18 protein-coding genes are annotated in these 15,736 nt (G+C 71.7%); 10 read left to right on the top strand and 8 right to left on the bottom strand.

Features of this window, described 5'->3' with window-relative positions; all coding sequences use genetic code 11:
* Window positions 1-12: 12 nt before the first annotated feature.
* Together H9Y04_RS25550 and H9Y04_RS25555 are read right to left on the bottom strand one after the other, a co-directional pair.
* Window positions 13-684 (bottom strand): CBS domain-containing protein, encoded by a 672-nt coding sequence (locus H9Y04_RS25550; RefSeq protein WP_187816351.1) that lies wholly within the window; start codon window positions 682-684, stop codon window positions 13-15.
* 77 nt (window positions 685-761) lie between these two features.
* Complete coding sequence (locus H9Y04_RS25555) at window positions 762-1,202, bottom strand: cyclic nucleotide-binding domain-containing protein (RefSeq protein ID WP_187816497.1); 441 nt, start codon at window positions 1,200-1,202, stop codon at window positions 762-764.
* Window positions 1,203-1,643: 441 nt separating this feature from the next.
* Here H9Y04_RS25555 and H9Y04_RS25560 point away from each other — a divergent pair, with 441 nt between their 5' ends.
* A complete protein-coding gene (locus H9Y04_RS25560; RefSeq protein WP_187816352.1) occupies window positions 1,644-2,522 on the top strand; it encodes a universal stress protein in 879 nt (292 codons plus the stop codon).
* 17 nt (window positions 2,523-2,539) lie between these two features.
* Here H9Y04_RS25560 and H9Y04_RS25565 read toward each other — a convergent pair whose 3' ends face one another.
* On the bottom strand, window positions 2,540-3,262 hold the full coding sequence (locus H9Y04_RS25565) for a dienelactone hydrolase family protein (RefSeq protein WP_187816353.1): 723 nt from the start codon (window positions 3,260-3,262) through the stop codon (window positions 2,540-2,542).
* Window positions 3,263-3,522: 260 nt separating this feature from the next.
* On the opposite strand from H9Y04_RS25565, the gene H9Y04_RS25570 reads away from it, so the two are divergent.
* Together H9Y04_RS25570 and H9Y04_RS25575 are read left to right on the top strand one after the other, a co-directional pair.
* Complete coding sequence (locus H9Y04_RS25570; RefSeq protein WP_187816354.1) at window positions 3,523-4,026, top strand: universal stress protein; 504 nt, start codon at window positions 3,523-3,525, stop codon at window positions 4,024-4,026.
* Window positions 4,027-4,090: 64 nt separating this feature from the next.
* Entirely contained in the window at window positions 4,091-4,900 is an 810-nt protein-coding gene (locus tag H9Y04_RS25575) for a universal stress protein (RefSeq protein ID WP_187816355.1), read from the top strand.
* 61 nt (window positions 4,901-4,961) lie between these two features.
* Here H9Y04_RS25575 and H9Y04_RS25580 read toward each other — a convergent pair whose 3' ends face one another.
* Entirely contained in the window at window positions 4,962-5,969 is a 1,008-nt protein-coding gene (locus H9Y04_RS25580) for an Acg family FMN-binding oxidoreductase (protein ID WP_187816356.1), read from the bottom strand.
* Between the two features lie 231 nt (window positions 5,970-6,200).
* On the opposite strand from H9Y04_RS25580, the gene H9Y04_RS25585 reads away from it, so the two are divergent.
* Genes H9Y04_RS25585 through H9Y04_RS25610 form a run of 6 tightly spaced genes read left to right on the top strand, consistent with a single transcriptional unit; the run spans window position 6,201 to window position 12,111 of the window.
* Window positions 6,201-6,404, top strand: coding sequence for a hypothetical protein (locus H9Y04_RS25585; RefSeq protein WP_187816357.1), 204 nt, complete (start codon window positions 6,201-6,203; stop codon window positions 6,402-6,404).
* 18 nt (window positions 6,405-6,422) lie between these two features.
* The gene (gene acsA, locus H9Y04_RS25590; protein ID WP_187816358.1) at window positions 6,423-8,219 is read left to right on the top strand and encodes an acetate--CoA ligase; all 1,797 of its coding nucleotides are present in this window, start codon (window positions 6,423-6,425) and stop codon (window positions 8,217-8,219) included.
* On the top strand, window positions 8,216-9,313 hold the full coding sequence (gene pdhA / locus H9Y04_RS25595; RefSeq protein ID WP_187816359.1) for a pyruvate dehydrogenase (acetyl-transferring) E1 component subunit alpha: 1,098 nt from the start codon (window positions 8,216-8,218) through the stop codon (window positions 9,311-9,313). The genes acsA and pdhA overlap by 4 nt, the downstream gene beginning before the upstream one ends.
* Window positions 9,310-10,329: an alpha-ketoacid dehydrogenase subunit beta gene (locus H9Y04_RS25600; protein ID WP_308801098.1), complete on the top strand. Its 1,020-nt coding sequence runs from the start codon at window positions 9,310-9,312 to the stop codon at window positions 10,327-10,329. Before pdhA ends, H9Y04_RS25600 begins: the two co-directional genes overlap by 4 nt.
* Window positions 10,322-11,860 (top strand): dihydrolipoamide acetyltransferase family protein, encoded by a 1,539-nt coding sequence (locus tag H9Y04_RS25605; protein WP_187816360.1) that lies wholly within the window; start codon window positions 10,322-10,324, stop codon window positions 11,858-11,860. Before H9Y04_RS25600 ends, H9Y04_RS25605 begins: the two co-directional genes overlap by 8 nt.
* Window positions 11,857-12,111, top strand: coding sequence for an acyl carrier protein (locus tag H9Y04_RS25610; RefSeq protein WP_236071372.1), 255 nt, complete (start codon window positions 11,857-11,859; stop codon window positions 12,109-12,111). The genes H9Y04_RS25605 and H9Y04_RS25610 overlap by 4 nt, the downstream gene beginning before the upstream one ends.
* A 73-nt stretch (window positions 12,112-12,184) precedes the next feature.
* Here the strand turns inward: H9Y04_RS25610 and H9Y04_RS25615 are convergent, their stop codons facing one another.
* The 4 genes from H9Y04_RS25615 to H9Y04_RS25630 form a co-directional block, all read right to left on the bottom strand.
* Window positions 12,185-13,210: a GerMN domain-containing protein gene (locus H9Y04_RS25615; protein WP_187816361.1), complete on the bottom strand. Its 1,026-nt coding sequence runs from the start codon at window positions 13,208-13,210 to the stop codon at window positions 12,185-12,187.
* A gap of 116 nt (window positions 13,211-13,326) precedes the next feature.
* Entirely contained in the window at window positions 13,327-13,698 is a 372-nt protein-coding gene (locus tag H9Y04_RS25620) for a hypothetical protein (protein WP_187816362.1), read from the bottom strand.
* Window positions 13,698-14,375, bottom strand: coding sequence for a DUF4389 domain-containing protein (locus H9Y04_RS25625; RefSeq protein WP_187816363.1), 678 nt, complete (start codon window positions 14,373-14,375; stop codon window positions 13,698-13,700). The genes H9Y04_RS25620 and H9Y04_RS25625 overlap by 1 nt, the downstream gene beginning before the upstream one ends.
* 32 nt (window positions 14,376-14,407) lie before the next feature.
* On the bottom strand, window positions 14,408-14,554 hold the full coding sequence (locus H9Y04_RS25630; protein WP_187816364.1) for a hypothetical protein: 147 nt from the start codon (window positions 14,552-14,554) through the stop codon (window positions 14,408-14,410).
* Window positions 14,555-14,750: 196 nt separating this feature from the next.
* Between H9Y04_RS25630 and H9Y04_RS25635 the strand changes: the two genes are divergently transcribed.
* On the top strand, window positions 14,751-15,641 hold the full coding sequence (locus tag H9Y04_RS25635; RefSeq protein WP_187816500.1) for a universal stress protein: 891 nt from the start codon (window positions 14,751-14,753) through the stop codon (window positions 15,639-15,641).
* The last annotated feature ends 95 nt before the right edge of the window (window positions 15,642-15,736 follow it).

Genomic DNA, 15,736 nt, shown 5'->3' on the forward strand with positions numbered 1-15,736 from the left:
TCGCCCTGCCGTTCAGAGCCTCGGCAACTGATCGGCCCGGCGGTGATCGTCGTGCCCGAAGTCGATACGGACGTCGATGACGCCTTCCACGGCTCGTACGGCACGCGCAAGGACCGGTATGAGCGAGGTGTCCCGCGGCAGTCCGTACAACTTCACCACGCCTTCGTCCACATCGGCACGCACCTCTGCCACCGCCGGGATCCTGGCGATGACGGTACGCCGGACCTCGTCCGCGATCTCCTCGTCCGGTCGCAGGAACACCTTGAGCAGATCGCTGCGGCTGACCACGCCCTGCAGCAGACCGACGCCGTCCACGACAGGCAGCCGCTTGACGCGGCGCCGGACCATGATGCGGGCCGCCTCGGCGAGCGTGGCGTCCGCGTGGACGGTGACAGCAGGGCTGGACATGAGCTCGCCGGCCGTCATCGCGCCTGCCTTCTCCAGATCGGCGAGGCGGCGCCGCGACTCGTGGAGGCACAGGCCCGCGGTGCGGAACTCCTCCTTGGGCAGCAGATCGGCCTCGGAGACCACGCCGATGACGCGGCCCTCGCCCTCCAGGACCGGGAGTGCGCTGACCTTCCACTCTCCGAGCAGTTCGACGATGTCCTTGAAGGAGGCGTCGCGGCCGACGGCGATGGCGGTATGCGTCATCACGTCGCTGACGGTGTGCGGTGAGTCGGGCATCGGAGTCTCCCCACCTCAGGCGTACGAGGGGTGCTGTGGGCCGCGGTGCCGCGCGACGGCCCGGCCGGTGGCCGGGTTCATCGCGGACTCCCGCTGCCATAGGGGGCGTACAGGTCGAGCAGCCGGGTGCGGGTGGCGGTCAGCCGGTGGGCGAGGACCTTGCCGACCCACAGCCCGATCTCCTTGCCCAGGCCCTTGTCTTCCTCGCACATCGCGCGCACGGCGGTCGCATCGAATTCGTACGCGCGCACCAGGGTGGTGGCCTCGGCGCCCAGCTGCCACACATGCGGCGGGAACAGCCAGGACCAGCCGACCAGTTCACCGAAGCCGAGGCGTTCGATGACCGGGGCGCGGCGGCCGGGTACGTACATGTCGAGGGCGATCGTGCCGGAGCGGATGATCCAGAACCGGTCGGCCCGGCCGCCCTCGTTGAACAGGCGGGTGCCGGCGGGGATGTTGACCTCGCGGGCGATGTGCATCAGCCGGTTGCGGTGCTCGGCGGATAGGCTCTGCACCATCCGGGGGGTTGCGGTGGTCAGGGTCACAGCCGCCTCCTCGTCGGACCGTTCTCATCCGTCCTGCACAACCAGCGTCCAGCGCGAACGGCTCATGGAGCAGGGGCCGTTCGGGCGGAAGGGGTGGCCGGTCAGGTCATTCGGCTGCCCCACTCGGGCCCGATGCGCTCCCAGGCCACCTGCCAGCTGTGCAGACGCCGACGCATGCCGGCCCATCGCAGGCCAAGGCGTGCGAGCAAGGCCGCCGCGAACACACCGGCCGCGACCGCGCCGCCCGTGCACGTGAGTCAGCGCTCTCCGATGACTTCAGCGTCCGGCCGGAAACCGCACCGCCCCAGGGGTCCACCGGGCAGCAGGCAGGGCCGTCCGGCCCCTGCCGCGGGACCGGTGGTCGGTGCGACCGTCGAAGCCGGACGACACCGACGGATTCGTCATGGCAAGGAGATGAGAACCGTGGAGCGACCACTGGTCGTGGGAGTCGACGGCTCGGAACCCAGCCTGCATGCCCTGGACTGGGCCGTGGAGGAGGCCGTGCGCCGCGGCACGGAGCTACGCATCGTGCACGGCTCCACCTGGGGGTGGTACGAGGGCCACGGGCCGTCGTTCGGCATCGACCGCACCCATGTGCGCCAGTACGCCGAGCACATCGCCGCCCAGGCAGTCGAGCGCGCCCAGCGCCTTGCGGGAGCCGTCAAGGTCACCGGTCAGGTGCTGCCGCAGGACCCGGCGCTCGCGTTGACACAGGAGAGCCGCGAGGCGTGTGCCGTCGTCGTCGGCAGCCGGGGGCGGGGCGAGGCGGCCGAGCTGCTGCTCGGCTCGGTGAGCCTGTCGGTCGCCGCACATGCCGAGGTCCCGGTGATCGTGGTGCGGGGCGCCGAGAAGAGCCGCACGGGCGGCCACAAGAGGGTGGTCCTCGGTATCGACGAGGCCGACGGCTCCGCTCCGGTCGTGGACTTCGCCTTCGCTGCTGCGGCTCGGCGCGGCGCCGCAGTGCGCGCGGTGCACGCGTGGCGCTGCCCGGCCCACGAGCTGCCCGATTTCCCCCAGGGCGCGGAGATCTTCGAGCCGCACCGGCGGCGCGCCGAAGCCCTCCTCGGAAAGTCGCTGCGGCAGCACCTGGAAACCCACCGCGCCCTCGTGGTCCGACGTGACGCAATCGAGGGCAAGCCCCGCTCGGTCCTGCTGAATGCCGCACAGACCGCGGACCTCCTCGTGGTCGGAGCGCGGCGGCGCAACGGCCACGTCGGCATGCAGCTCGGCCCGGTCAACCACGCGGTGCTCCATCACTCCGCCTGCCCGGTGGCCGTGGTGCCGCACGACTGAAGCCGTCCAGTGGCTGATCACGACCCCAGATGAGCGTGGAAGAAGGCGGCGATCCGCCGCTTGGCGTCCCGCGCCGAAGGCTCGTGGAAGCGGGTTCCGGAGATCTTGCTGAGCATCATCGTCAGCGGAGTCATGTCGGAGGGCGGATGGTTGTTGAGAAACCCGTGGCCCGCACCGGAGTAGACCTTGATGTCGTGCTCCACGCCGTTGGCGGTCAACGCCCGCTCCAGCCGGCCCGCAGCCCGGTATCCCATCGGCGAGCGATCCTTGCCGCCGTAGCTCGCCACGATCGGGCAGGCGTCGGCCAACAACCGCTCGGCGTCCTTCGGGCAGCCGCCGTAATTGCTGCTCGAAGCGGCGAAGCCGCGGCCGGGGGCCAGCGCCAGTGCGTACCCGCCCCCCATGCAGAAGCCGATCACGCCGATTCTTCCGGAGCACGCGTCCTGGTCGGCCAGCCAGGACCGAGCGGCTTCGATGTCGTCGAAGGTGCGCCCCTGACCGGCATCGAGGTCACGGACGACGGTCCGCAGGCACCGCAGCATGCCGCCCCACCAGTACTGGTCGGGAGCGGCGGCCACAAACCCTTCGCCCGCCAGCCAGTCGGCCTGGTCACGGGTGTCCTGGCTCATGCCTCCGAAGTCATGGAGCACCACAACGCCCGGCCAGGGGCCCGGTCCGGTCGGTGCGGCCAGGTAGGTGGGCATCGAGCCCCTCGGCGTGGGGACCGTCACCAGGGTCATGATGTGCTCCCGTCTGTCGCCGGCCCGCCGGACTCCTGTCCGAGCGTCCGTGGTGGCGCAGGGCGTGGATCCGGAGCTGTGGCCCGGGCTCAAGTGCGCGCGGGCCGCACGTCCATGGAATCAGGCTCGGCCTGGTGCGCGGAACCGAAAGGGGCCGTTCGTCCCGTCAAATGGCCCGCGCAGTCCCGCCCTTGCGGACGGCCCGCGCCGCAGGATGGAGAGGGAGCAGAAAGCCGGCCGGCGCTTCGGAGGTGGTACGCATGCCTGGGGATCCCCTGTACGGCGGACTGATCGTCGGGGTCGACGGCTCGGAAGCCTCTCTGGCCGCCCTGCGCTGGTCGGCGGCCAAGGCACGCTTACTCGGCGCGCCGCTGGTCGCGGTGCACGCGTGGCTGCCCGCAGGTCCGCACCGCGCACCTTATGCACCCTCCTCCGGGCTGCCGACAGCGGAACAGGAGCACATGCGAGCGCTGCGCACCCTCGACGCGACCGTCGCGCGGCTGGCCGAAGTCGACCCGGACGCCCAGGTGTTGGCCCTGCTCGACCAGGGTCCGGCGGCCACCGTACTGCTGCGCAGGGCCCGGCACGCGCTGCTGCTCGCGCTCGGCAGGCGAGCGCGCGAGGACGTCATGCTGCCGGCCCTCGGAGCAGTGGCCCGCGAGTGCGTGCGCCATGCGGTGTGCCCGGTCGTGACCGTGCCCGACCCACCGGAGGATGCCAAGCCACGGGATCTGCCCTGGCTGGCGCGGGCCGCTCTCCTGTGACGGGCTCTCGTGCCACCAGGGGCGCTCCCGGCCGCTCCCTCTCGTCCCGTGGAGGTGAACCCGCATGGAGAAAGCAGTCGTTGTGGGCTACGACGGATCCGCGCGCAGCGAGGCCGCCGCGCGTCTGGCGGTCCACCAGTCGGCATGGCGCGGCTGCGCCCTGTATGTGGTGCATGTGATCTCGACGCACGAGAGCCCTGCCGTGGACGCGGCCGCGCTGGTGGCGCAACTGCATGTCGTCCGGCCGGACCTGCCGATGAAGGCGATCGAGCTCACAGGGCCCCCGGTCCATGCCCTGCTGGGCTTCGCCGCAGCCGCTTCACCGGCCTTGTCATCCGTGTCCTTCCCCTCCCCCGCCGAGCTCCTGGTGCTCGGAGTGCGGGGTGCGGGAGGATTCGCCGGGCAGCGGATCGGATCAGTGGCCGAGGCGGTGGCCGCGCGGGCAACCGTGCCCGTGGCGCTGGTTCCCGGCGGGACCGCAGGCCGTCGTGGCCGGGGGACCCTCTACCCCGTTGCGCTCGGCGTCGACGCCCATCGCCCCGTGGACGCGGCGCTCGGCTTCGCTTTCGACACGGCGCGGCGCCACCATTGCGGGCTGCGCACGATCTACGCCTGTCGCCGGGCCGAGCCGGCCACCGCCTGGGAGTACGAGGAAGTGCAGGCCCTCGCACGGACTCTGGAACCGTGGCGGCACAAGTACCCGACGGTGAAGGTTCTGGAGGACATGGTGACGGCCCCGGCCGACGAGGCTCTGTCACGGCTCTCCGGCTGCTCGGATCTGCTGGTCGTCGGCCGGCGCGGCGTCCGCCTCGGGGCGGTGGCACGTGCGTTGATCGAGCAGGCCGAGGGGCCGGTGGTGGTCGTTCCCGAGTGAACTGCGGTCCGGGCGGTCAGCGACGGCGGCAGACCGCAGGAAGCCATCGCGCCCCTCCACTTCATGCCGGGGTCTGCGGGCACCACAGCACTTGTCCGACTCTCCGGCGCGGTGTGCGCAACGTCCAAGGGGCGCTTCCCAGACGCAGGATCATTTGCGGCACCTGGCCGGACGCGACCAGCTCGCGCACCTCGCCGCGCAGATACGGGATCTCCAGCGGCTGGGTGTGAAATCCCGCCGCGACCTGGTGTGCGGCCGCGTACAGAAGGACGCGCTGCAGGGCCTGCCCCGCGAGCAGCCAGTCCCTCGGGGTGTCCTGCGGGGTGTTGATCAGCGCCATGCGGCCGGTGTCCCCGGCCCGGCGCTCCGGTGGTCCTCCGCTCGTCCCGCCGTGCGTCCACCCTACGAAATCCCGGCCCGCGAGCAGGGTGGCATCCGGATGGAGCGGCGCCGCACCGGCCGGCACCCCGTCACCGTCCTCGGTACCGAACGGCCGGGTCCAGCGCGCCAGTTCGACGCGGTGGGCGAGATCGGCGCGCTGCAGGGTCTCCGCCTCTTGCACCAGTCGGGCCAGCCGCCGTTCCTCGCGTCGTGTGGTCAGCGCAGAGAACTCGGCGCCCTCGAGCCGCGCGTGCCGTGCGAGGCTCTCCAACAGCGGGGCGGGCAGAGGCGTGGGCCGGAACGGGCCGCGGTGCGTGTGCCTCCTGCGAAGGCTGCGATACATGAGCTCCTCGGCGGGACTGATCCTCGCGCGGGCTCCCCATGTCACCCGGGCAAGCAACGCCGGCACACGCGGATCAGGACAGGGCTGGACGACCGGCTGGAAGCCGAGCTGCCGCATGGCAAGCCTCAGGTTGAACAGCGCCGCACCACAGCTGACCACCAGTTCACGCCCCTGCGGATCGGTCGCCGTCAGATGCCGGGTGGTATCCGCGTAGAGGCTGATCTCGCCGCCTCGGCACAGGAAAATCCAGGGCTGGGTGTTGTGCAGCGACGGCGCGGTGACAGCGGCACGCACGACATGCCGTGCGGCGTACAGCTCGTCTGGTGCGGTGTGCGGTGTGGTCATGGCACACCCCCTGCTCGATGGGCGGATGCGGGCTGCCACCAGCATCGGCCCGTGTGCCCGCCGGGCGCAGGGGCCGACCGGCCTGGAGCAGGGGCTCTCCGGCCCGCGACAGCACCGCGGACCATTCGACCGATCCCCCTGTACCGCTCGGACCCCGGCCAGGGACCAACGGCCCACCGCCGTGGGGCAGTCGAGCGTGTTCGCTGGAAGCAGGACGAAGGGAGGCACGTCATGCAGACCACGCTGACCCCTGAGTTCTGGCGGATGTTCTTCACCACACTGCTGCTCGCGATGGCGGTGCTCGGGCTGGTTCTCGTCGCGGCGCTGGAGCGCTACGAGCTCCACCGCCGGCGGGGGCACCGGCCGCGCGCGAGCGTCCACGCGCTCCCCAGGGAGCGCAAGTCCTCCGACGCCGAGCGCCGGAACGCGGCCTGAGCCCGAGGGGGCACCGGCATGACGCGACACATGATCCACAAGCCGGAGCGGCCGCGCGTCGCCCCGAATCTCACCGACTACGCCCGGGAGCGGGCGGAGTTCAGCTGGTCGAAGGCGCGCGAGCGGCTCGCCGGCCTGCCCGGTGGCGGGCTCAACATCTCGTACGAGGCCGTCGACCGGCATGTCGCCGAGGGACGGGGCGGGCGGATCGCGCTGCGCTGTGTGCGCCGTGACGGTTCGGTCGACACTGTCACGTACGCGGAACTCGCCCTGGAATCCAACCGGTTCGCGCACGCAATGCGCACGCTCGGCGTCGGCCGCGGCGACCGGGTGTTCACGCTGCTCGGGCGCTGTCCCGAACTGTTCACGGCCGTGCTCGGGACCCTGAAGAGCGGCAGCGTCCTGTGCCCCCTGTTCTCCGCTTTCGGCCCCGATCCGGTGGCCCAGCGGATGACGCTGGGCAACGCCCGTGTCCTGGTCACCACGGCCGCGCTGTACCGGCGCAAGGTGGCCCCGGTGCGCGAGCGGCTGCCCGAGCTGGAGCACGTGCTCATCGTCGGCGAGCCGTCGGACCCGCTGCCCGGCACCCAATCCTTCGACGCGCTCCTCGCCCGCGCTTCCGAGGAGTTCGCACCGGTGCACACCGAGCCGGAGGACATGGCGCTGCTGCACTTCACGAGCGGCACCACCGATGTCCCCAAGGGCGCGGTGCACGTCCACGAGGCCGTCGTGGCCCATCACGTCACCGCCGCGTATGCGCTCGATCTGCATCCGGACGACGTGTACTGGTGCACCGCCGATCCCGGCTGGGTCACCGGTATGTCGTACGGGATCATCGCGCCCCTCACGCACGGGGTGACGCTGGTCGTGGACGAGGGCGACTACGACGCGCGGCGCTGGTACCGGATCCTGTCCCAGGAGCGCGTGACCGTCTGGTACACCGCACCCACCGCGATCCGCATGCTGATGCGGTCGACGCCGCGCGAGGGTCCCTACGACCTGCCGCGCTCCTTCGACCTGTCGGCGCTGCGCTTCATCGCCTCGGTCGGCGAACCGCTCAACCCGGAGGCCGTGGTGTGGGGCGAGGAGGTGCTCGGACTGCCGGTGCACGACAACTGGTGGCAGACCGAGACGGGCTGCATCATGATCGCCAACTTCGCCGCGAGCCCGGTCAAGCCCGGCTCCATGGGCCGTCCGCTGCCCGGTGTCGAGGCCGCGGTCCTGGCCCGCGGAGCAGACGGACGGGCCATACGCGGACCTGTGCGGGTGCTCGAAGAGCCGGACCAGGAAGGCGAGTTGGCGCTGCGGCCCGGCTGGCCGTCGATGTTCCGCGGCTATCTGCACGCCAAGGAACGGTACGCGGGCAGCTTCGCCGACGGGTGGTATCTCACCGGGGACGTGGTGCGCCGCGACGCCGAGGGCTACTTCTGGTTCGTCGGGCGCGCCGATGACGTCATCAAGTCGGCGGGGCATCTCATCAGCCCGTTCGAGGTGGAGAGCGCCCTGCTCGAGCACCCGCTCGTCGCCGAGGCGGGCGTGATCGGACGGCCCGACGAGACGGCCGGGGCCATCGTCAAGGCGTATGTCTCCGTACGTCCGGAGGCGGTGCCCGACGACCGGCTGCGCCGTGAACTGATCGCGTTCGCACGGCAGCGGCTCGGGCCCGCAGTGGCTCCGCGCGAAATCGCCTTCGACCAGCACCTGCCGCACACCCGCAGCGGCAAGGTCATGCGCCGTCTGCTGCGGGCCCGTGAACTGGGCCTGCCCGAGGGCGATCTGTCCACGCTGGAGACGCCGTCCGAGGAGACATCATGACCGGCACACGCAAGCGGACTCCCAAAGCGGAGCCCGGCACGGTGAAGGCCGTGCCCGATACGGCAAAGGCCACGCCCGACACTGCGAAGGCCGCTGAGCGTGCGGCCCGTGCGGACGACGCCGTGGCCAAACACCACAGCGATCTGCTCGCCACGATGCTGCTCATCCGCCGCTTCGAGGAGCGCTGCGTCGAGCTGTACAGCGCCGCGAAGATCCGCGGCTTCGTGCACCTCTACATCGGCGAGGAAGCGGTGGCCACCGGCATCGAAGCCGCGCTCGCACCCGAGGACGCCGTGGTGTCCACGTACCGCGAGCACGGCCACGCGCTGGCCCGCGGTGTGCCCGCCGCATCCGTGATGGCCGAGATGTACGGCAAGTCCACGGGCTGCAGCGGCGGCCGCGGCGGCTCGATGCACCTCTTCGACGTGCGGCGCCGCTTCTACGGCGGCAACGCGATCGTCGCGGGCGGGCTGCCGCTCGCCGCCGGCATCGCGCTCGCCGAGAAGCTGCGCGGCAGCGATGCCGTGGTGTGCTGCTACTTCGGTGACGGCGCGTTCGCCGAGGGCGAGTTCCACGAGACCGCCAACCTGGCCGCCCTGTGGGACCTGCCGCTGCTGCTCGCATGCGAGAACAACCTGTACGCGATGGGCACCCCGCTCGCCGTCGAGCACGCCCAGACCGATCTGGCGATGCGCGCCGCCTCGTACGGCATGCCGGCGTGGGCGGTGGACGGCATGGACGTCCTGGCCGTCGAGTCGGCCGCGCGCCGCGCCGTGGACGGCATCCGCGCCGGGCACGGGCCGCACTTCCTGGAGCTGCGCACCTTCCGCTACCGCGCGCACTCCATGTACGACCCGGACCGCTACCGCACGAAGACGGAGATCGAGCAGTGGCGCGCGCACGATCCGATCACCGCGCTCACCGAACGGATGCGGAACGCGGGCGAGTTGGACGAGGCGACCTACGAAGACCTCGACGCCCGTGCACAGCAGGAAGTGGCACGCGCGGAGGCCGCTGCCGAATCGGCCCCGGTCGAGCCCGTCGGTGACCTGCTGCGCCACATCCACACCGAGCCCGCGGAGGCACAGCCGTGAACAACGTCAGCAACGCGAGCGGCGTGAGCAAGCAGACGAAGCTCACCTATCGCGAGGCCCTGCGCGCGGCGCTGCGTGATGCGCTCGCCGCCGATGAGCGGGTGTTCCTCATGGGTGAGGACGTGGGCAAGTACGGCGGTGCGTTCGGCGTCAGCCTGGGCCTGGTCGAGGAGTTCGGCACCGAGCGGGTCCGTGACACCCCGCTGTCGGAGTCCGCGTTCACCGGCATGGGCATCGGCGCCGCGATCGCGGGCCTGCGGCCGATCGTCGAGATCATGACGGTGAACTTCAGCATGCTGGCCCTCGACCAGATCCTCAACAACGCAGCGACGCTGCGCCACATGTCCAACGGTCAGCTCTCCGTGCCGCTGGTCATCCGTATGACGACCGGCGCCGGACGCCAGCTCGCCGCACAGCACTCGCACAGCCTGGAGGGCTGGTACGCGCACATCCCCGGCATCCGCGTGCTGGCCCCGGCGACGCTGCGGGACGCCCGCGCGATGCTGGCGCCCGCGCTCGCCGACCCCGATCCGGTGATCATCTTCGAGCACGGATCGCTCTACAACCTCGCCGGTGAACTCGACGGCGGCGAAGGCCCCGTGGATCTCACGAGCGCTGCCGTACGCCGGTCCGGTACGGACGTCACTCTCATCACATATGGGGGCTCGCTGCCCAAGACGCTCGCCGCGGCGGACCTGCTCGCGGCGGACGGGATCGAGGCCGAAGTGATCGATCTGCGGTCGCTGCGGCCGCTGGACGACGCCACGATCATGGCGTCCGTGGCGCGCACCCACCGCGCCGTGGTCGTCGACGAGGCGTGGCGCACGGGGAGTCTGGCCGCCGAGATCACCGCGCGGATCACGGAGCAGGCGTTCTACGAACTGGACGCCCCCGTGGGCCGGGTGTGCAGCGCCGAGGTGCCGATTCCGTACGCCGGGCACCTGGAGGAGGCCGCTCTGCCGCAGGCCGCGGGCATCGCGGCGGCGGCGCGGGAGGCGGTGGGCGGCCATGGGTGAGTTCCGGATGCCCGCGCTCGGCGCGGACATGGTCGAAGGCACGCTCACCGAGTGGCTGGTGAAGCCCGGGGACGTGGTGGCCAAGGGCGCGGTGATCGCCGTGATCGAGACCTCCAAGTCGGATATCGAGGTGGAGGTCTTCGAGGCGGGCACTGTGACGCGGCTGCTGGCTGAGCCGGGGGATGTCCTGCCGGTGGGGGCGCCGTTGGCGGTGATCGGGGAGGCGGTCGAATCGGCTCCTGTCGAATCTGCTCCTGCCGAATCGGCTGCGGTCCAATCGGCCGAGGTGGCGGCAGCGCCTGCTGCCGAGACCGTGTCCGCAGCCACCGAGCCACCCGCGTCCACCGTGCCCGCTGCCGTCGAGGCACCGCCTCCCGGCGCAGGGGTCGCGCCACTGCCCGTACGGACTGAGGTGGACGCATCCGCACAGGCGACACGGCCCGCCGGGCCACCGCACCTGGAGGCCGGACCGCTCGTACGGCATCTCGCCCATGAACGGGGCATCGACCTCGCGACGGTGCACGGCACCGGGCGCGGCGGCCGCGTCACCCGGGCGGACGTCGAGCAGCTCCCCCCGCCTGGCAACGGCATACGCATCAGGGCCACCCCCTACGCACGCCGGCTCGCGGCCGAACTCCGCGTCGAGCTCGCCACCGTCCACGGCACCGGCCGGGACGGCGCGATCAGGGCCGCGGATGTACGCGGCGCGAGCGCGCGGAGGCACGAGGAAGAGGCCGTACGGTATCCGGCCGCCCACAAGAAGGCGCCGGAGCGCAGGGGCACCGACAGGACGCCTCAGGCGGCCCCGGCCCCCACGGTCACCGCGGGCCGACCCGCTCAGGGCGGCGCCTCCGGTCGGCGCACCGCCGCGATGCGGCGCGCCATCGCCGAGCTGATGAGCCGCTCGAAGCGGGAGGTCCCGCACTACTACCTGTCCACGACCATCGATCTGACGGCCGCGACGCAGTGGCTGCACCGCGCCAACCGTGACCGCGCCCCGGGTGAACGGCTCGTGCCCGCCGCCCTGTTGCTCGCCGCGACCGCCCGCGCGGCCCGCGAGGTGCCGGAACTCAACGGGTTCTGGCAGGAGGACGCATTCGTGCCCGCCGATGCCGTGCACCTCGCCGTCGCCGTCTCGCTGCGCGGCGGCGGCCTCCTGACACCGGTGATCCACGACGCGGACCGGCTGTCTCCGCAGGACCTCATGGCCCGGCTCAAGGACCTGGTCCAGCGCGCCCGCCGGGGCAGGCTCCGGGCGAGCGAACTGTCGGGCGGCACGCTCACGGTCTCCAACCTGGGCGACCAGGGCGTCGAGTCCGTGCTCGGCGTGATCCACCCGCCGCAGGTGGCTCTGGCCGGCTTCGGCGCCGTGGTCGAACGCCCTTGGGCGTACGACGGCATGCTCGGCGTCCGGCCCGTCGTCACCGCCACGCTCTCGGGCGACCACCGCGCCACCGACGGCGCCGTCGGCGCCCGCTTCCTCACGGCAGTCGACCGACTGCTCCAGAACCCAGAGGGGTTGGCCTCATGAACGCGATGACCCGGACCACGGCGTACGAGATCGTGCAGGACGCGATCCGCGAGATCGTGCCCGACGCGGACTTTTCCGCCGTCGGACCCGACGACAAGTACCGCGAGGCGCTCGAGATCGACTCGCTGGACTTCGAGAGCCTGGTGGAGCTGCTCGCCGAGCGCACGGGGCTGCGTATCGACGAGGACGACTATCCCCGCCTGACCACCCTCGGCGATGCCGCCGACTTCCTCGCGGAGCGGCAGAGCTGACCTCGGCGGGCCCCTTGCATGGAACATCCCCGGCGCGCACTCCGCGCCGGGGATGTCGTGTCGCGGACCGGTGTCAGCGGTTCACGGTCAGCGGCACGGTGTCGACGACGACCGCACGGCCGTCCTTGGGTGAGATGTAGTACGCGGTCAGCAGGCCCTTGCCGGACCGTGCCGCCTTGTACGGAACGGTCACGTCGAAGGTGCCGCGCGTGCCGCTGCCGGAGGTCGCGGTGACCATGACGCCGGCTGCGCGCCGCCCCGACACGTCCGTGATCTTGAGTCGGAACGTCGCCTCGAAGGTGTTGGCGCTCCCCCACACCCTGACCGGGCTGCGCACGCTGTCGCCGGTCATCGGCGACTCGACGAGGACGGCGGGCGAAAGGTCCTCGAAGTCGGCCCGGGTGACCGGGGAGTTGAGGACGATGCCCTCGCCGCCGAAGGTCTTCACGGGCTTGCCGTCCAGTTCGAACTGCACCTTCTGGATGCCCGGGAACCGGGTGGCGGTGAAGACGACCTGCGCGAGCCTGGCCCGCATGGACAGACTGCCGCCGCCGTCGTCGTAGCGCCCGGACAGGTCGACGGTGGCGATGTGGTTGCGGACCACGATGGAGTGCAGGGCCGTTCCCGTCGGGATGGCCGTGGTGCGGCCGTTGCCGCGCTCGTAGGCGTTCGGTCCGGCGAGCAGCGCGCGCAGGGCGCCGGCCGCGGTCGCCGGTGCGGTCACCTGGCGTGGTGCGGGCGACATCTGCTCACCGTGCAGGAAGTACACGCCTGTCCGCATCCGGTGTCCGCCGCCCGGACCCATCGGGCCGGAGGGAGTGGTCGACGGGTTCCCGGTCACGGGTGCTCCGGGAGGGCAGGTGAAGGTGGGGCCGGAGCCGGGGCTCTGCGACCCCTGGCCACCGGTGGTCCCGCCCGTTGCGCCCGTACTCGGCTGTCCCGTACGGGAGTTGCCACTCGATGCGGCCGGACCGGACGTGGCTGATTCGTTCCCGCACGCGCTCAGCGCGAGGGGTGCGACGAGAACGGCGGCGAGCGCCACCGTACGGGCTGCGCGGAGCCGGACCCTGCGGGATGTCGTGCGGACCTGGGTGTTCATGGCGGCCTCCTCCTCCCACACCACCAGCACACACCCGCGGGCCGCGCCGCCCAAGTGCCGTACGGACCAGATCACTTGGACCGTACGGCACCTGTGGGGACCAGTGGTCCCGGGGGTCAGCTCGCCCCGATCGCGACGAGCACCACGACGTCGAGCACCACACCCATGGACAGCCAGGGGTGGAACCAGAGCACCTTCAGGGTCAGACCCACGAGCGCGGCGGAGACGGCGAGGTCCGCAAGGGCCGCGGAGTGTGCGGCGACGGCCGCGGCCGAGAACACGTACAGGACGGCGGCCGCCGCGGCGAGGCCCGCACCCGCCCGGCGGACGGCCCGCGGCTGGGGCAGCCGCGCTGCCGCGAACACCCAGGAGCGCCGCGGATCGAAGGGCGCGGGACGGCCCGCCGCACCGCCGGCGGGCGCCAGCCACACCGGCAGATGCACCAGGCCGTGCGCGATCAGGAAGGCGGCGATCAGCGCCGTGGCCATCACACGGACTCCCGTTCCTCGCCGCCCTGGTCGAGGCGGAACGGCGGATAGACGTCCGTGAGCAGCGCCGCATACGCGGCGACGCGCAGCGCCCAGCGGTTCAGACCGGTCACCAGGTCGAAGAGGCCGCGCGGGTAGCGCCCGGTGAACAGGAGGGAGACTCCGGCGAAGAACACCAGGAGGCCGATGAGTCCGCCGCCGGCCCACGGCACCTTGATCCCGCCCAGCAGGAAGCCCACGACGAGATAGTGCGGCACGGCGAGCAGCCACCACTTGACCAGGACGAGGCCACGCGACAGGTGCTCCGGGTAGACCACGTCCCAGCGGGCCGGGTAGTCCGGCACGTCGGCAAGAGTGAAGGGCGGGTAGCGGTCGGTGCCGAGCGCTCCGTACGCGTAGTACGAGACCCGCCAGCTCCAGCGCAGGACTCCGACGTTGAAGTCGAAGAGCGGCCGGGGGTAGCGCCCCGTGAACAGGATGGCGAAGAACGCGATCACGCTCACACCGACGAAGGCCACCCACAAGAAGGCCAGGACGACCACATGGGGCAGCGCGAGGAGCCACTTGACCAGCCACAGCCAGCGGGACAGCGGCGGGTCGAGCGTGGCCTCGAGCAGAGTGGGGCCGGGCGGAGCGACGGCAGCCCCCGGTCCGTGAAAGGAGTTCTTGCTGGACATGGAACGCGTCCTAACTCGACGGCGGGACGGTTTCAGTGGCGGAAGCGCTCACGGTCCACGGGCGTCATCAGACCGATCAGCGCGGCGATGATCAGGGCCCAGCCCACGACGTGCCCTCCCGTGCCGAAGACGAGCACGGCGCCGAGTACGGCGGCTGCGACGAGAATGAGTGCGGTCATGGCCACGGCCCTCCAGGGGCGGCGGGGTGCACCGAATACACCCTCTGTGGTCAGGCTGCCGGTGGTGCGTCTCCCTGGCACCCGTCCGAACGTCCCCGGCCACTCCCCCGGTCGGCCCTTGTTCAGGCCCGCTCGGCCCCTGGGCTCGCAATGCCCCGGGGAAGGACGCTGGAGGCAGGAAGAGGGGGTGGGGACCATGCTCCTGCCGATCGTCGCGGGGATGGACGGCTCGCCGGAGAGCCTGGCCGCGGCCGACTGGGCCGCACGCGAAGCCCTGCACCGCGGGCTGCCGCTGCGTCTTGTGCACGCGTGGGAAGTGACCCCACCAGCGGACGATGAGCAGCCCGCACTGCCCGAACTCCACGTTCCCCAGTACTGGGCCAGGCGCGTGCTGCGCACCGGTCTCGACCGTCTCACCGAGCGGTATCCGCAGGTCCGCATCACTGCCGAGCAGGTACCCAGGCCCCCGGTTCCCGCACTCATCGGCGCGGCGCAGTCGGCAGAGATGCTGGTCCTGGGCAACCAGGGCCTCGGCCCGGTCTCCGCGGCGTTCGCCGGATCGGTGGCGGGGGCGGTGGTGGGTCAGGTGCGGCAGCCGGTGGTGCTCGTACGCGCGGGCTGGACGCCTGCGGAGGAGCAACTGCCCACAACCGACGGCGACTTGGCCGCACGACGGCCAGTAGTGCTCGCTCTCGATGTCCGCCACGACTGCACGGAGCTGCTCGGCTTCGCCTTCGAGTCCGCCCGCGAACGGTCGGCCCCGCTGACGATCCTGTACGCCTGGCACCTCACCGAAGGTCCGGGCGCCGGGCGCAGCCGGCGGCTCGACCTCGCTCAGCTGGAGGCCGACTGGACGCTGGCGGCGGTGGTCGAGCCGTACCGCGAGAAGTATCCGACGGTGGAGGTTCGGACCGAGGCGGTGCACGACCGCCCCGCGCATGCCCTGGGCCAGGCCTCGCAGGAGGCAGCCCTGTTGATCGTGGGCCGCCGGCTGCGGCATCCGCGGGTCGGCAGCCATCTCGTACGGGTCGCGCACTGGGCGATCCATCATGTGCACTGCCCGGTCGCCGTGGTGGCGCATGAATGAGGGAGACGGAGGGGGCGCGGAGGGCCATCGCCGGTCGGCGGTGGCCCTTCGTGTGTCTGCGACGAGATCGGCTCGGCAGGCGAGGTCTCGCCCGG

The sequence above is a fragment of the Streptomyces polyasparticus genome (assembly GCF_014493765.1).
GTDB classification, from domain to species: domain Bacteria; phylum Actinomycetota; class Actinomycetes; order Streptomycetales; family Streptomycetaceae; genus Streptomyces; species Streptomyces polyasparticus.

What these genes read in the sequence shown, in the direction of transcription:
- H9Y04_RS25565 (WP_187816353.1), bottom strand. Translation starts at nt 3,262, where the DNA reads ATGACCCTGGTGACGGTCCCCACGCCGAGGGGCTCGATGCCCACCTAC.
- H9Y04_RS25575 (WP_187816355.1), top strand. Translation starts at nt 4,091, where the DNA reads ATGGAGAAAGCAGTCGTTGTGGGCTACGACGGATCCGCGCGCAGCGAG.
- H9Y04_RS25605 (WP_187816360.1), top strand. Translation starts at nt 10,322, where the DNA reads ATGGGTGAGTTCCGGATGCCCGCGCTCGGCGCGGACATGGTCGAAGGC.
- H9Y04_RS25550 (WP_187816351.1), bottom strand. Translation starts at nt 684, where the DNA reads ATGCCCGACTCACCGCACACCGTCAGCGACGTGATGACGCATACCGCC.
- acsA (WP_187816358.1), top strand. Translation starts at nt 6,423, where the DNA reads ATGACGCGACACATGATCCACAAGCCGGAGCGGCCGCGCGTCGCCCCG.
- H9Y04_RS25555 (WP_187816497.1), bottom strand. Translation starts at nt 1,202, where the DNA reads ATGGTGCAGAGCCTATCCGCCGAGCACCGCAACCGGCTGATGCACATC.
- H9Y04_RS25580 (WP_187816356.1), bottom strand. Translation starts at nt 5,969, where the DNA reads ATGACCACACCGCACACCGCACCAGACGAGCTGTACGCCGCACGGCAT.
- H9Y04_RS25625 (WP_187816363.1), bottom strand. Translation starts at nt 14,375, where the DNA reads ATGTCCAGCAAGAACTCCTTTCACGGACCGGGGGCTGCCGTCGCTCCG.
- H9Y04_RS25635 (WP_187816500.1), top strand. Translation starts at nt 14,751, where the DNA reads ATGCTCCTGCCGATCGTCGCGGGGATGGACGGCTCGCCGGAGAGCCTG.
- H9Y04_RS25585 (WP_187816357.1), top strand. Translation starts at nt 6,201, where the DNA reads ATGCAGACCACGCTGACCCCTGAGTTCTGGCGGATGTTCTTCACCACA.
- H9Y04_RS25570 (WP_187816354.1), top strand. Translation starts at nt 3,523, where the DNA reads ATGCCTGGGGATCCCCTGTACGGCGGACTGATCGTCGGGGTCGACGGC.
- H9Y04_RS25560 (WP_187816352.1), top strand. Translation starts at nt 1,644, where the DNA reads ATGAGAACCGTGGAGCGACCACTGGTCGTGGGAGTCGACGGCTCGGAA.
- H9Y04_RS25620 (WP_187816362.1), bottom strand. Translation starts at nt 13,698, where the DNA reads ATGGCCACGGCGCTGATCGCCGCCTTCCTGATCGCGCACGGCCTGGTG.
- pdhA (WP_187816359.1), top strand. Translation starts at nt 8,216, where the DNA reads ATGACCGGCACACGCAAGCGGACTCCCAAAGCGGAGCCCGGCACGGTG.
- H9Y04_RS25630 (WP_187816364.1), bottom strand. Translation starts at nt 14,554, where the DNA reads ATGACCGCACTCATTCTCGTCGCAGCCGCCGTACTCGGCGCCGTGCTC.
- H9Y04_RS25610 (WP_236071372.1), top strand. Translation starts at nt 11,857, where the DNA reads ATGAACGCGATGACCCGGACCACGGCGTACGAGATCGTGCAGGACGCG.
- H9Y04_RS25615 (WP_187816361.1), bottom strand. Translation starts at nt 13,210, where the DNA reads ATGAACACCCAGGTCCGCACGACATCCCGCAGGGTCCGGCTCCGCGCA.